The sequence below is a fragment of the Nostoc sp. genome, from assembly GCF_036917415.1.
Classification (GTDB): domain Bacteria; phylum Cyanobacteriota; class Cyanobacteriia; order Cyanobacteriales; family Nostocaceae; genus Nostoc.
Window position 1 is genome coordinate 30,987 of sequence record NZ_JBALDJ010000036.1, and the last position, 14,110, is coordinate 45,096.

The 14,110-nt window shown below is 39.5% G+C and carries 11 protein-coding genes; 5 read left to right on the forward strand and 6 right to left on the reverse strand.

Annotated features, from left to right (window positions below):
- Positions 1–30: 30 nt before the first annotated feature.
- The 4 genes from V7K41_RS06720 to V7K41_RS06735 form a co-directional block, all read right to left on the reverse strand.
- Positions 31–1,935, reverse strand: a complete 1,905-nt coding sequence (locus V7K41_RS06720; protein WP_334846644.1) for an adenylate/guanylate cyclase domain-containing protein — start codon at positions 1,933–1,935, stop codon at positions 31–33.
- A 944-nt stretch (positions 1,936–2,879) separates the two neighbouring features.
- Positions 2,880–4,025 (reverse strand): hypothetical protein, encoded by a 1,146-nt coding sequence (locus V7K41_RS06725; RefSeq protein WP_334846646.1) that lies wholly within the window; start codon positions 4,023–4,025, stop codon positions 2,880–2,882.
- Between the two features lie 800 nt (positions 4,026–4,825).
- A complete protein-coding gene (gene speB, locus V7K41_RS06730; protein WP_334846648.1) occupies positions 4,826–5,893 on the reverse strand; it encodes an agmatinase SpeB in 1,068 nt (355 codons plus the stop codon).
- A 175-nt stretch (positions 5,894–6,068) separates the two neighbouring features.
- Positions 6,069–6,371, reverse strand: coding sequence for an acylphosphatase (locus V7K41_RS06735; protein ID WP_292775585.1), 303 nt, complete (start codon positions 6,369–6,371; stop codon positions 6,069–6,071).
- 240 nt (positions 6,372–6,611) lie between these two features.
- On the opposite strand from V7K41_RS06735, the gene V7K41_RS06740 reads away from it, so the two are divergent.
- The 5 genes from V7K41_RS06740 (at position 6,612) to V7K41_RS06760 (ending at position 13,285) form a co-directional block, all read left to right on the forward strand.
- Positions 6,612–6,968: a DUF1823 family protein gene (locus V7K41_RS06740; protein WP_334846649.1), complete on the forward strand. Its 357-nt coding sequence runs from the start codon at positions 6,612–6,614 to the stop codon at positions 6,966–6,968.
- 621 nt (positions 6,969–7,589) lie between these two features.
- On the forward strand, positions 7,590–9,248 hold the full coding sequence (locus tag V7K41_RS06745) for an alpha-amylase family glycosyl hydrolase (RefSeq protein ID WP_334846651.1): 1,659 nt from the start codon (positions 7,590–7,592) through the stop codon (positions 9,246–9,248).
- Between the two features lie 195 nt (positions 9,249–9,443).
- Positions 9,444–10,502 carry a 3-deoxy-7-phosphoheptulonate synthase gene (locus V7K41_RS06750; RefSeq protein WP_334846653.1) on the forward strand — a complete coding sequence of 353 codons (1,059 nt, stop codon included), beginning with the start codon at positions 9,444–9,446 and terminating at the stop codon, positions 10,500–10,502.
- Positions 10,503–10,703: 201 nt separating this feature from the next.
- Entirely contained in the window at positions 10,704–10,862 is a 159-nt protein-coding gene (locus tag V7K41_RS06755; protein ID WP_334846654.1) for a hypothetical protein, read from the forward strand.
- A gap of 227 nt (positions 10,863–11,089) precedes the next feature.
- Positions 11,090–13,285 carry a lytic transglycosylase domain-containing protein gene (locus V7K41_RS06760; protein ID WP_334846655.1) on the forward strand — a complete coding sequence of 732 codons (2,196 nt, stop codon included), beginning with the start codon at positions 11,090–11,092 and terminating at the stop codon, positions 13,283–13,285.
- A gap of 211 nt (positions 13,286–13,496) precedes the next feature.
- On the opposite strand, the gene V7K41_RS06765 is transcribed toward V7K41_RS06760, so the two are convergent.
- Entirely contained in the window at positions 13,497–13,703 is a 207-nt protein-coding gene (locus tag V7K41_RS06765; RefSeq protein WP_334846657.1) for a hypothetical protein, read from the reverse strand.
- A gap of 121 nt (positions 13,704–13,824) precedes the next feature.
- Positions 13,825–13,977 (reverse strand): hypothetical protein, encoded by a 153-nt coding sequence (locus V7K41_RS06770; protein WP_334846659.1) that lies wholly within the window; start codon positions 13,975–13,977, stop codon positions 13,825–13,827.
- Between the last annotated feature and the right edge of the window lie 133 nt (positions 13,978–14,110).

The window sequence follows — 14,110 nt, forward strand, 5'->3', positions numbered from 1 at the left end:
CTGCCTCCTGCCTCCTCTTTTCTAATGCCCTCATCTCTTCCGTCCAATCAACAAATAAGTTATCATCTTCCCTTTGCCTTTAACTTCAATTTCACCTCGTTTTTCAAATACAAATTCATCACACAAGCACTTATAAGTATTTTCTGTAACCTGGATTTTACCAGCAATACCTTGGGATTCCATACAGCTAGCGATGTTTACTGTGTCTTTACATTCATAAGTAAAGTTATTCAGATCGATGACTCCCTCCATTACTGAACCGCTATGGATGCCGATACGGATGCTGAAATTTTGGTTATTCTCAGTATTAAATAGAGCGATCGCAGTTTGCATATCTAGTGCCATCAGAGCGATCGCTTCAGCACGATCTTGGCGGCGTGTAGGTAAGCCACCAACCACCACATAGGCATCGTTAATGGTTCTGATTCTTTCTAAACTATATCGTTCGGTGAGGCGATCGAAAACTGAGAAAATTGGGTTGAGTAGGTTCAGCAGTTGAATTGCACTCATAGAAGTAGCAATTTCGGTAAAGCCAACGATATCTGCAAATAAAACTGTGACATCAGCCAAGTCTTCGGCAATGCTAGCTGGTTGTTCTTTCACTTCTCTAGAAATTGCGACTGGCAAAATATTCAGCAATAAACGTTCGGTTTCCTTCTGCTGATAGCGAAGTGCTTCTTCTGCTGCTACTCGCTGGGTTACATTGCGAAAAATGCCGCGAATCGCAACTGGATGACCTTCAACAAATTTACAATTAATATTACCTTCTAGAAAGATTGTTTGACCGTCTTTAGTAACAAATATAGCTGTTACTTGCCCAAGCTTTTCTCCTGATAGCACGCGATAAAATCTTTGCAAACAGCTTTGTTTAAACTCTGGATGTATAATATCGAAAATACTCATATTCCCAATTTCAGCTTCGCTATATCCCAAAGTTTCTTGCCATGCCCGATTGACATACAAAAAACGACCAGATGGATTGACAGATTGAATCAAGTCATTAGCATTTTCAAATAAATCTCGATATCGCTCTTCACTTTCTACAAGAGCATCTTCTGCTTGTTTGCGTTTAATAAATTGGGCAATTTGGCTACCAATAGAACCCATCATTTGCAATAGGTCTTTATCTTTTGGTAGTAAATCCCGGCTAAAGAAAAGCATCACTCCTAAGATTTCACTATCGTCTAAAATTGGGAAGCCAAAAGCTGCGTGCAATCCAGCCTCCCCAGCCGATAGCGATCGCCTTTGATCTCCATCTACTGTGATATCTTTAATCCACAAAGGCAAACGTCTGATCCAAATTAGACCAGGTAAGCCAACACTAGGTGTATAAGTAGTTTGCCAAGTGATTGCTTTAAACTCTCGCACAGAAACTAATCGACTTGACCAAATTTCCACACACCTTAGTACTGCATTGAGACTATCTCCTTGTACCGAAGTGCCAATATATTGGCTTGGTGTCCAAAGTTCGCCTAAATCCCATCCCAAGTTTTGACAAATCGACTGCAAAATTTGTGGAATTCCCTGCTTTATGCTCTGTGATTCTGATAATATGCGAGTAATAGAATACTGGGCACTTGTACGCTGTTCTCGGCGTTGCCAAGCAGTAATATCCCGACCTATGTACACAATATCTTCTAGCCCTTCTGTTTTTTTGGGAATCACTGAGCAAGAAAAAGCAATCAACAGTTTTTCTCTAGTTTTTGTTCGACAAACTACTTCTATATTCTGGGAATTACGTTTTAAATAAGAATGTTGATAAATAGCTTCAATTAAAAGTTCATCCTCATCAATAATTAGTGATATTGGTTGATTTATTAATTCTTTTTCCTGAAAACCAAATAATTGTTGAGCAGCACGATTTACTTTTTTTATTTTTCCTGAATTACTGGTTACTAACAAAGCATCTGCCATTGAAGTAATTACTTGTTCCATGTAATTTCTGTATGAGATTAAAGTACTTGATAGCAGATTCGCCTTGGCTTGCTGCGCTAATTTTTGCTAGATGACGCCATCGCTATCATAGTGAGAATTAATAACTCAGTAATCATAATTAATAATTCAGTACGATTCATGATTGTTTTAGCTATTTTTTAAAATGTTTAATTAATATATAAGCCTGTTTTTACAAAATATATAAAAGTTACTATTACTCAGGTTTTTTACTAAGTTTATATTACTTGATTAAGTGTGTTATTTTTTCACATCAATCGAGTATAGTTGAGCAAAAACGACTAGTTTGCTGTGGCGGAAGTTTGCCTACTTTTAACAAGTTGTTCAGAGCAACTTATCTAGTTAATTGAGATAGTAGCTAGTGGTTTGTCCCATTAATTTTGCTAGGTAAACTCATTTTTAATCTCTCTGTTTTTCTCCTACTCTGTGTTCTCTGCGCCTCTGTGGTTCGTTCCTTTACCCCTCAGAATTAATGACACAGACCACTAGATATGCGTCGTGCTGTACTAGTGCAACATTTAAGCTAGTGCAAGAGGTTTTGTAATAAGCACTTTAGTCCTTACTACAAACTTGCTTACCCATCAATTTAAACTAAATAAGCTTGATTAATATTTTTAATATACTTCTTTTGGAGTATTGACAATTTAATATAATATTGCTTTTTGAGCAAATGATACTTAATACTTGCCTTCATATTTAATTTTAATCCTATGTGGTATTTTACAAAACGGTGAGTTAGATTAGTATTCCAAATAACATATTGTCGTAAACACCTTTCATTAGTTTCGCTATCTTGAAAGTTGATTTTTCAAGATAGCGCGATCGCCAGCATCTGGGAAATTTGAAACCCGTCACTTGATAAGAGAGTGGCGAGTCTGTAGCTAGGTTCCCGTCACTCTCTTATTCTTCAATTCCATCAATGAAGTTTATGATTGTGCGCTGGCTACAATTTGATTCCAGGCTTTGACTGCTGTCTGTAAATTCTTTGGCAGGTTATTTTGAGAAATATCGTTGTACTGAACCGTACCTTCTTGGCTGGTGAGGGTGTAGGTGATATAATCAGCAGCACCATTGGGGGCTGGGTAACTCAAATTCCGAAATTTACTAAACTGAGAACGTTCTAGCGATCGCACAAATTGTTGTACCTGTTGCACAGAAACACGGCGAACACTACGGTCAGAATCATTAGCATCACCAATCCGCACGCGAATCAGTCTCCCATCTTTGAGTAAAACAGTCTCATAGGTTCTGCCAGCAAAACCCCCACTGGAGATTTGGCGAAATACAATATCTCGATCTAACGGTGGTGGTAACTCACTAGCTGGAATTTGCACAGGCCCCAGTGTAGTTTCGTTAGCCTTTTGATTCAGCCTGAGTGCGGAACCTGTTTGATTAGTATGATAAACCAAGGTTTGGTCAACTTTGCCGATAACCACCCGCCAGCCTGATACCAAAGCTTGGGTACAGAATTCATCAGCATTAGCTAATTCTAAGCAGCTATTTCTCCAAGTTTGCTGTTGAGCCTCAATAATGGTTAACTGAGAAATTGGCTGTTGTAAACGTCTGGATGCGGCTTGTAAAACAGCATTTTTTACAGATGTAGGTAATTTATCTGGGAGATTTTCTGAAGGAGTGTTTGCCGAAGCTAAACGTAGCGATCGCCCATTATTATTGGTATGATAAACCCAGTTTTCTTTGCCATTAGATACCACAATCCGCCAACCAGGAACTAAGGCTTGGGTGCAGAATTCATCAGCTTGAGGCAGTTCCAAGCAACCATTGCGCCAAGTCTGTTGATTGTAGTCAATAATTTGCAGTTGTCTAGTAAAAATTCCCTGCCTGCGCGCTAAATCTCGCAGTACCGCATTAGCTACTGGACGTGGCAAGCGGTTTGGTTTAATATTGTCTTTAAGAACTTCATTGCTTGTTTCTAGAGATAAATTCGCAGAAGCGCCCGTCGCACTTTTGACAAGTGTTAAACCGCTAGCAACAGACAAAATTCCAGTCAAAATCAAAGCAGTGAAAATCCGCCCTTGATTGGTGTTAAAGTAGTTTTTCAGCATAATTTTCATAATAAAATAGAACTAAAAAATAGTATCCAGTCACTAAGTAGACAATAAAGTATATAATTCCAGAACTTCTGCACTTGGAATTAGTTTAGTATTTGTGTTTTAAGAGAGATATAGAGACAGACGCTGATGTACTGATTGTTTGTTCCTTAATATATACCAGTTTGCAGTTGAGTCCAATACAGACCTAACCCCCAACCCCTTAAGAGCAAGGGAATGGGAGTAAGATTCAAAGCCTCTCTCCTCTAAGGAGAGAGGAATGGAAGTGAGGTCAAAACTGTACTGCACACAAACGAGAACCGCTATAAATTCTGGTTGAAGAAGAATTCAGGAGTCAGAACAATCAGTGGGGGATATCCTGCGGGATGTTGCTACAGAACCGCCACTGATTGAAAACCACTAAATCTTCTCTTTCAGAGACGTTACGCGAATGATTTAGTGGGGGTTTTAAACCCTCTTGTTCAGACGCTCGCGGACTCGCTAACGCTACGCTATCCCCCAGCGATGTATTCAGGAGTGCCTCGGCTTACAGTAACCCCATAGATAAATCTAGGGGATTGATCTTGGACGTATTATTTCTTGTTGCACTCTTTTCAAAATAAATATTTATTTTTTTTTCCTTGGCTTAAAAGCCGTGGCTTCAAACATAAAGTGCTGAGTGCAATTATTACTTTTTTACTCAGCACTCGTTACTCAGCACTCAGCACTGTTTCGGTGAGCCTGTTGTACCACTCGTGGAAGCAAGCTACGCAAAGCGTCTGTCTGCTAGACGCTGCGCGAACCTAGAGAAGTGTCGTATAGAATTAATTCTGAATTCTGACTCCTGACTCCTGAATTCTGTTTGATAAATCCATCAAATTTGCCAGCTTGTAAACTACTCGCGCTCCAACATTACCATCCCACTCCGCATCACCAACTTCGCAGATATCAAAGCCAATAATTTTTTTTCCACTATTGACCAATTCCCGGAACAGACAAAAAGTTTGCTCTAATTCCAACCCACCTGGAACAGGAGTACCCGTACTCGGACAGAGTTTTGGATCTAAACCATCTACATCAAAGCTAATATAAACATAATCAGGTAAATGACTGATAATTTCTCGGCATAAATCAATCCAAGTTGTGCCAGAGTAAAGCTTTTGCTTAATAGCGGGATCGTAATAAGCAATAATGCGACTATCAGATTGGTCAATCATTTGCACTTCATCATGACTAATATCACGCAAACCTACCTGCACTAACTTAGAAATTTGCGGTATTTTCATCGCATTAAACATAATCGACGCATGGGAAAACTCAAATCCCTCATAAGCATCGCGTAAATCTGCGTGGGCATCAATGTGCAAAATACCATATTTTGGGTATTTAGCTGCTAATGCTTGGAAATAACCTAAAGGCGAACTGTGATCTCCACCAATGACTGCAACTTGCTTACCATTATTAATTGCTGCTTGACAATTTTCAAACAGCCATTGATTCACCTGTTGACCAGCCTGATTAATTTCTGTGAGGACAGACGTTAAATCTGGTGTATCTAAAAGTTGTTTACCTTGGGCTAATCGCCCGATAATTTTTGCTGCCAAAGTGCGGTAGTATGTGTTCTTCTCTAAAATATCTTGGGGAATTTCTTTCATAAAAATTCCCTGCTTCCAGCCATCAGGGCGATCAAAATCGAACAAATCTAGTTGAGTCGAAGCATCTAGAATTCGCTGTGGACCATTAGCAGTGCCAGCACCATAGGAAACAGTGACTTCCCACGGCACACCAAAGATAATCAAGTTTGCAGACTCATAATCACAGGGCAAACCTAAGAAGTTGCCATTTATTTCACCTACGCCGCTGGGGTTGTAGTCTTTTAATTGATTACTCATTGAGTATCTTCTGGATTTATGTGGATAGACAGCACGCCGCCTAGTGGACATCTGCATTGTAATCAAAATTTTTCACAGGCGGTAAACTAGTAGTCTGTCCCAAATGGCAGTTCAAACCGGAATTTTACATACTCCCCATTGGTATCATTAGTTGAGCGAAAAAATGACTAACTATTTACTCAACCCGCTTAACTTCAAATCCCCGTAATCCTTCTGGTTCCTCATATTCAACCACAACATCTTTAACCACAGCAGCAGGTGGCCCAGAGTGACACCAGCGAACCATGTCATCTACAACCTCTCGCGCCCCTTCAAAAACTGCCTCTACTCGATTATCGGGGAGATTCCGCACCCAACCGGTTAATCCTAATTGCCTAGCTGTATCAACAGTGGAATAGCGATAACCTACTCCTTGGACTCGGCCAGAAATGAATACATGGGCGCGGATAATCTTTGGCAGTGCTGTGGAATTCTGCATAGACTGGTCTAATCTTTACGATTTCCAGTCTACCTAGTTTGTGTATACACAATCTGTTTTTAACTCCAACTCGCGAAATTAATCCCGGTCTTTCTTAATACCTACTAGTTTTTGTATATTTCCAGCGCTTTTCTAGTAATAAAACTACCCTACTCCTAATTTAAGTCCTAGTCTAAATACCTGAAAACTGCTGTAATTTAATCAGTAGTCAGTTTTTACACTTGGAATTTTGAATTGTTTATGTCTAACCTGCCACCACTTAATACAGAAACAATTTGGGCAATTCTTGACGATAAACTTGATGATGCCACAGTCAACCAGTTGCTATGGCATTATTTAGGCTATCGCTATGACTCCTCAATTGCACAATGGGACGTTAGCCAAGTCGCACCAGAATGGTATAATGAATACCCACAACCACCAGATTTCATTCAATCTCGCCCCGCAACTGTCAAGTTGACTCGTTCCATTCCTGCTGAAAATAAACAAATGCTAAAAGAAAAACTGGGTTTCAAAGGTTACAAAATTGGAGAATTTGGACCTCGGCAAACTCGCAGAGCAACGGCGGCGAATTGGTTATTAAGTTATCTACAATAACAAGCTAACAACAAAAAAGAGGAATTTTGCAGTAAATATTTGGTAAAAAATATTCTAACTTTTACCGAATATCATCTGTGTTTTAATTTCATAGAAACAATTGTTTTATTTAATGACTTTTTGCCTCTACACCAATTTGTAAGTAAATGAGGTACAAAGTTTAGAATTACAAATCAGATATAAACAGTTTTTACCTCTACCTCCTGCCTTTAAACCCATAGCTTTGTACTTCATTCATGTAAAAGAAAACTGCTGTATATGTAATAGTGTTAAAAACATATAGCAATCCTAAATGAGATTGTGAAAATTTTTGTCATGTCGTCCTTGGTCATTTGTGATTACAAAGAACAAATGACTAATGACTAATGACAGCCAACAGAAAAACATTTCACATATATTATTTTTATACGCGATATTTACTACATAGTAAATCTGCATTTTAATCAAGAAACAAATGCTATAAACAGCCAAAAATCAAAATAGTTAATTTTTATAAATAATTCATAAATTCTTCCTGAAGATAGAAGCACTCCCGATTGAATTATTTCTCTAGAGCGATTTGCAAATTCTATTGAGCATCAGAGAATATCTCTATCAACCCTTGATATTACAAACACTTCTATGTCAAAGCCAATTGAATTTAATTTATTTGCACCTTATAACAAAGGAGCAGCATTAATTGGTTCTTTTTCTGATTGGCAAGAAATTCCAATGGAAAGAGGTGATGATGGTTATTTCCGCACAAGTGTTGAACTAGAAGACGGCGTTTATAAATATAAATTCCGCGTTCAATCAAATTCATGGTTTTTTGAACCAGAGCAATGGGTTGATATTACAGATCCTCATGCAACTGATATAGATGAACAAAGTGGAAAAGATGATGGTGTTATCCGGGTCAAAGATGGGAAAAGGATTACCGATACTTATGTTTGGCAACATGATGATAAACCTTTACCTGCTGACCACGAATTAGTAATTTATGAATTGCACGTTGGTGACTTTTCTGGTGGCGAGGACGATCCTTATGCACGAGGTAAGTACAAACACGTCGTTGAAAAGTTAGACTATTTGTGCGAACTAGGAATCAATGCTATTGAGTTAATGCCACTTAAAGAATATCCTGGTGATTATAGTTGGGGCTATAATCCGCGCCACTTCTTTGCAACAGAATCTAGTTATGGTTCTACTGCTGAGTTGAAAAATTTGATTGACGAGTGTCACGGCAAAGGCATTCGTGTAATTCTTGACGGAATTTATAACCACTCAGAAGCATCTGCTCCTTTAACACAAATTGACCACGATTATTGGTATCATCACGAACCTCGTGACCCTGATAATAACTGGGGACCTGAGTTTAATTACGAACATTATGACGAAAAATTAGATATTAAGCCAGCGTGGAAATTTATTGGTGAAACAATCCGTTTTTGGATTGGGGAATATCATCTTGATGGTATTCGCTATGATGCGGCGCGGCAAATTGCTAACTACGACTTCATGCACTGGATTGTTCAGGAAGCCAAAAAAACTGCAAGCATGAAGCCTTTTTATAATGTTGCCGAACACATTCCTGAAACTACCAGCATTACCAATGTAGATGGGCCAATGGATGGTTGCTGGCATGATAGTTTTTATCACTGCATTTTAGAACATATTTGCGGTGATACATTTGATTTAGAGCGTCTGAAAGATGTCATTGACTGCAAGCGCCAAGGCTTCTTGGGTGCCACCAATGTAGTAAATTATCTCACCAACCACGACCATAATCATCTTATGGTTGAACTGGGGAACCGTGAGATTTTTGACGAAGAAGCCTTTAGGCGGGCTAAATTAGGAGTAGCCATCCTCATGACTGCTGTTGGTGTACCTTTGATTTGGATGGGAGAAGAATTTGGCGAGTATAAACCTAAACAACCTGAATCATCCAAAATCGAATGGACGCTGTTAGGGAATGATTTAAATCGTAGTTTATTTGAGTCCTACAAAGGTTTAACCAACCTGCGTAAAAGCAATCATGCTCTCTACACAGAAAATATCGATTTTATCCACGAAAATCCTGAAGCAAAAGTATTAGCTTATACTCGTTGGAATGATGAAGGTTCTCGTGTAGTCGTAATTGCAAATTTCTCAGAAAACTTCCTAGCTGACTATCATGTTCCTAACTTTCCTAGCACTGGTACATGGCACGAGTGGACAGGCAATTATGATGTCGAAGCTGGTGATGATGGCATAATAACTGACTTAGGGCCATACGAAGCCAAAGTGTTTGTATGGCAGTAACGATCTACACTACCACTAAGTCAGTAGTCTAATAGCAAGAAAAGGGGGAAATATTTCCCCTTTTTTAGTTATGATCTTACTCGATACAGTTTAATTAAAAATTTGTCAAGCAGAAAATAAGCTATTTTAAAATTTCATAGGTTTATGTTACACTTTTGAGTTGAAGTGCGTCTATAGAATTGCCAAAGCATCCCCATGCACAACAAATTATTTAATAGTAATATCGACAACGCTAACATTGAGAACGATCGCATTTTATTAACTCCCAATGAAGTAAAGTCAAAATTACCTTTGACGCAATTAGCCGAACAAAAAGTTTTAGCATATAGACAGGAAATAGAAGATATCCTGGATTTTCAGGATCGCAGGAAATTTATAGTAGTTGGGCCATGCTCAATCCACGATCCAAAAGCAGCGCTCGAATATTCTGAGAGATTGAAAATATTGTCGGAGCGAGTCAAAGATAACTTGCTACTAATTATGCGAGTGTATTTTGAAAAACCAAGAACAACCGTAGGCTGGAAAGGTTTAATTAACGATCCAGATATGGATGATTCTTTCCATGTTGAAAAAGGTTTATTAATTGCACGGGAGCTACTATTAAAAATTACAGAATTGGGATTACCTGCTGGCACAGAAGCGCTAGATCCAATTATACCTCAATATATCAGTGAACTGATTACATGGTCTGCCATTGGCGCCCGCACAACTGAATCACAAACTCACCGCGAAATGGCAAGTGGGCTTTCGATGCCTGTAGGTTTTAAAAACGGTACTGACGGCAATATTCAAGTAGCTTTGAATGCCCTACAATCAGCTAGAAACCCGCATAATTTCCTGGGAATTAATCAAAATGGACAGGTCAGCGTCTTTCAAACTAAAGGTAATGGCTACGGTCACGTAATTTTAAGAGGTGGTAGTCAACCAAACTTCGATCTAGCAAATGTCAAACTGGTAGAAGAGAAATTAAAACAGGCAAATTTACCACCGAGAATTGTTATCGACTGTAGCCACGGCAATACTAATAAAGATTACAAATTACAAGGTGCTGTCTTAGAAAATATTATTCAGCAAATAGTGGATGGTAATACATCAATTGTTGGCATGATGCTAGAATCGCATTTGAATGAAGGTAGTCAACCGATTACTGGTAAACAAGAAGAATTAAAATATGGTGTTTCTGTAACTGACAAATGTATTAGCTGGGAAGAAACCGAAAAAATTATTTTGGCTGCTCACGAAAAACTTAAGTGAGAAGTCAGAATTCAAAATACAGAATACAATCAATGGGGGATTTAGAAGATGTTTGTAAAGTATTAATATATACTAAAAACCCCACTTCCATCTCTCTCACCGTTTCGGTTACGGTGTCTACACAAATCGAAAAACCTGCTCCACTTAGCTTTAATTTGGTAGGGTGCGTTATGGACTCTAGTCCTAACGCACCGAAAATCTTTGACGGTGCGTTACGCTGAGGCGATAACACACCCAACAAAACTGGAAAACGCCCAAGTGATGGCAACGAATTTCATCTATCGAGAGAATATTTTAAGATTTGCACTGTTGCGTCAGTTTCCTGCCGGATACGAAAGTTCAGTGACCCCAAATCAGTAGGAATCGAATACCCAACTGAAGAGCTACCATCTGTCTCCTTTAAGATATACCCAAGATAGATGTAATAGTATCTAATATGTGCTAATTAATCAATACTACCAACTGAAGGATTGAAAATTAGTATTTTTCTACATAAAATTAAAAATCTAAAATTAAAAATTGGTAACACTGATGGTTAGGAGTGTTAGAGTTTCAAGAAATTCACCGAAACTTTTCAGCGGGTATTCATGCTGAAGAAACTACAAAAAAAGCAAATTTCGATAATTGCGGGTGCAGCACTGTTTGCCTTTTTAACTGGGGCAATGGTATCAGCACCTGAGATTGGTAAGTCTCTGGGAAAATGGCTCAAACTGAGTCAGAATCAAGCAGAGCAAAAATCGGACGGTAGTGTTGCTCAATCAGCCGTCTTTTTGCTGATATCGCAATCGCTGCCAGAACGGGCGGCAAAACTGGCAGCGATCGCTCAAGAATCACGATCGCCAGATCGGAATCGCGCTCGTTATCTTTTGGCGAGTGATTATATTGAAAGAACCCAAGGGCAAAAAGCTCTAGTTTTACTTCAAGGACTAGAGAAAGACTATCCCATCCTCGCGCCCTATATTTTGCTCAAACAAGCCCAGGCAGAGGATCTGTTGGGCGAGGACGGCAAAGCCTCGGATCTCAGGCAAAGGGTGCTAAAACTGTATCCCAAAGAACCGGCCGCAGTGAAAGCGCTATATCTAATTGCTCAACCAAAGCAACAAGAAACTGCGATCGCTCAATTTCCTTCCAATCCTCTAACTTGGGAAATTATCCGCAAACGCTTGCAAGAAAATCCCAATCAGCCACAATTACAATTGATTTTGGCTAAGTATGCCTACGATCAACCAGGCATAGTGGGTGTTTTGGATCAGCTAGTAAAAGAGACTACCCTCAAACCCGAAGACTGGGAACTCATTGGTACAAGCTATTGGGAAAATAGTCAATTTCCCAAAGCGGCGAATGCTTATGCCAAAGCACCCAAAACATCGCGCAACCTCTACCGTACAGCACGGGGCTTACAGGTGGGAGGCAAAGAAAAAGAAAAAGCGATCGCCACCTATCAACAATTAGTGCAGCAATTTCCCAATAGTGAGGAAACTGGGACGGCACTACTGAGATTAGCAGAAACCGCAAAAACACCTAAAGACGGTTTACCCTATCTTGACCAGGTAATTAGTAAATTTCCCAAACAAGCTGGTACTGCACTGGCACAAAAAGCCAAAACTCTCCAAACTCTCAAGGATCAAAAGTCAGCTAGCGCGGCGTGGCAATTACTCATAGCTAAATACGGTAACTCTGACGAAGCAGCAGAATACCGTTGGAAAATCGCCCAAGATAAAGCCGAAGCCAAAGATTACGTCGGTGCTTGGCAATGGGCAGAACCAATCGTCACTAATAACCCCAATAGTATTTTGGCTCCAAGAGCGGGCTTTTGGGTAGGTAAATGGGCAGCTTCACTGGGAAAACAGCAAGAATCTAAAACTGCTTATGAATATGTGATTAGCCAGTTTCCCTACTCTTACTATGCATGGCGAGCTGCGACAATGTTGGGGCTAAATGTCGGCAACTTTGACAACGTGCGCGTCATGAACCCGGAAGTAATCGCACCCCAGCGTCCATTACCGCCTGCTGGTTCTGAAACTTTCAAAGAATTGTATCTGCTAGGTCAAGACCGCGATGCCTGGTTACAATGGCAAACAGAATTTCAGAACAAAATTCAGCCAACGGTAGCAGAGCAATTTACTGAAGGGTTGATGCGACAGGCTAAGGGAGAAAATCTCATCGGAATTGATGAAATTTCTAAATTAGAAGACCGGGAAATCCCAGCCGAACTTGCCCAATATCAGACTCTGAGTAAACAAATCACCTACTGGCAAGCGCGTTATCCATTTCCCTATCAGCGAGAGATTGAAAAGTGGTCTATTGACCGTAAACTTAATCCTCTGCTAGTAACTGCTTTGATGCGTCAAGAGTCACGGTTTGAACCAAAAATCAAATCTGTCGCTGAAGCTACTGGTTTAATGCAGCTGTTACCGAGTACAGCTAAATGGATCGCGCCACAAATCAAGGTGGATTTCAAAACAATTAACTTAGAAAATCCCAACGATAACATCATGCTGGGTACATGGTACTTGGGTCATACCCACGATCAATATAACAATAACTCCTTGCTGGCGATCGCTAGTTACAATGCTGGCCCCGGCAATGTCTCCAAATGGTTGCAAACTCTAACTACAAAAGATCCAGATGAGTTTGTTGAAGAAATTCCCTTTGATGAAACTAAAAACTATGTGCGGCAAGTATTTGGCAATTACTGGAATTATCTAAGGCTTTACAACCCTGAAATTTCTGGCATGGTGACAAAATATTCTGTTCAACACCCACAGCTACCGGTGCGATAACGTTAAAAAGTTATGAGTTGTGAGTGTTGAGTTCAGCAATTGTTTAATTCAAAGTTCACAACTCATAGTGATATCTGTGATTGAGTCTGCTTAACTGGAGACTTAAACCCTTACTCTCAGCGCCTTATTTACCGCCGTAGGTATCGCAGTAGTTCTTGCATAGGGCAGTATTCCTCTAGCCTTCTGCTCTATGCAAGAACTACCTCTTTTATTAAATATTTGTTGAATGACTAAAGTCATCATAGAGACTTGGATAAATAGACCGATCGTCAGGTTTTTGAGACTGCAATTCCCAGATATCGCGTTTTTCTAGTTCTCGATCCACTAATAACTGTAGATGATCTGGTAATTTAGTTGTTTGCCAAATAGACCAAATTTCTTCACCAAATAATTCTTTTTCAATTTTTCCAGAAAACATGATTTGACCTCCACGAATGTTCAATTTTAAGTTTAGTAACTCCTAGTTTAGGAAAGACGAAGTAACAAAATTGTCATTCTTCATTCTTTCGCTATCTTTAAAATACAGGTACTATTCGCCCTTAATACTGCTTGTTAAGAAAATCTCTAACTTGTGCATAGTTAAGTAACTTTTCATTACGGATATTGTCGATGCGATCGCTTCCTGTGAAAGCAATAATCTGTTGAAAAAAGGCGATCGCACGAGCGTCATCATCACCAATTTGTCTACTCAAAATTAACTGCTCTCTTAGGGTCAATTGGTAATTTGTTGCGACCCATAGACATTCTGGCTGACTGTTCTCTAACACCAAGCTTTACTGAGAAAGGCACAACCACTAGTAGCAATGACAACTGCTCCGGCTCGAA

What these genes read in the sequence shown, in the direction of transcription:
- V7K41_RS06745 (WP_334846651.1), top strand. Translation starts at nt 7,590, where the DNA reads ATGTCAAAGCCAATTGAATTTAATTTATTTGCACCTTATAACAAAGGA.
- V7K41_RS06750 (WP_334846653.1), top strand. Translation starts at nt 9,444, where the DNA reads ATGCACAACAAATTATTTAATAGTAATATCGACAACGCTAACATTGAG.
- V7K41_RS06725 (WP_334846646.1), bottom strand. Translation starts at nt 4,025, where the DNA reads ATGAAAATTATGCTGAAAAACTACTTTAACACCAATCAAGGGCGGATT.
- speB (WP_334846648.1), bottom strand. Translation starts at nt 5,893, where the DNA reads ATGAGTAATCAATTAAAAGACTACAACCCCAGCGGCGTAGGTGAAATA.
- V7K41_RS06740 (WP_334846649.1), top strand. Translation starts at nt 6,612, where the DNA reads ATGTCTAACCTGCCACCACTTAATACAGAAACAATTTGGGCAATTCTT.
- V7K41_RS06760 (WP_334846655.1), top strand. Translation starts at nt 11,090, where the DNA reads ATGCTGAAGAAACTACAAAAAAAGCAAATTTCGATAATTGCGGGTGCA.
- V7K41_RS06720 (WP_334846644.1), bottom strand. Translation starts at nt 1,935, where the DNA reads ATGGAACAAGTAATTACTTCAATGGCAGATGCTTTGTTAGTAACCAGT.
- V7K41_RS06735 (WP_292775585.1), bottom strand. Translation starts at nt 6,371, where the DNA reads ATGCAGAATTCCACAGCACTGCCAAAGATTATCCGCGCCCATGTATTC.
- V7K41_RS06765 (WP_334846657.1), bottom strand. Translation starts at nt 13,703, where the DNA reads ATGTTTTCTGGAAAAATTGAAAAAGAATTATTTGGTGAAGAAATTTGG.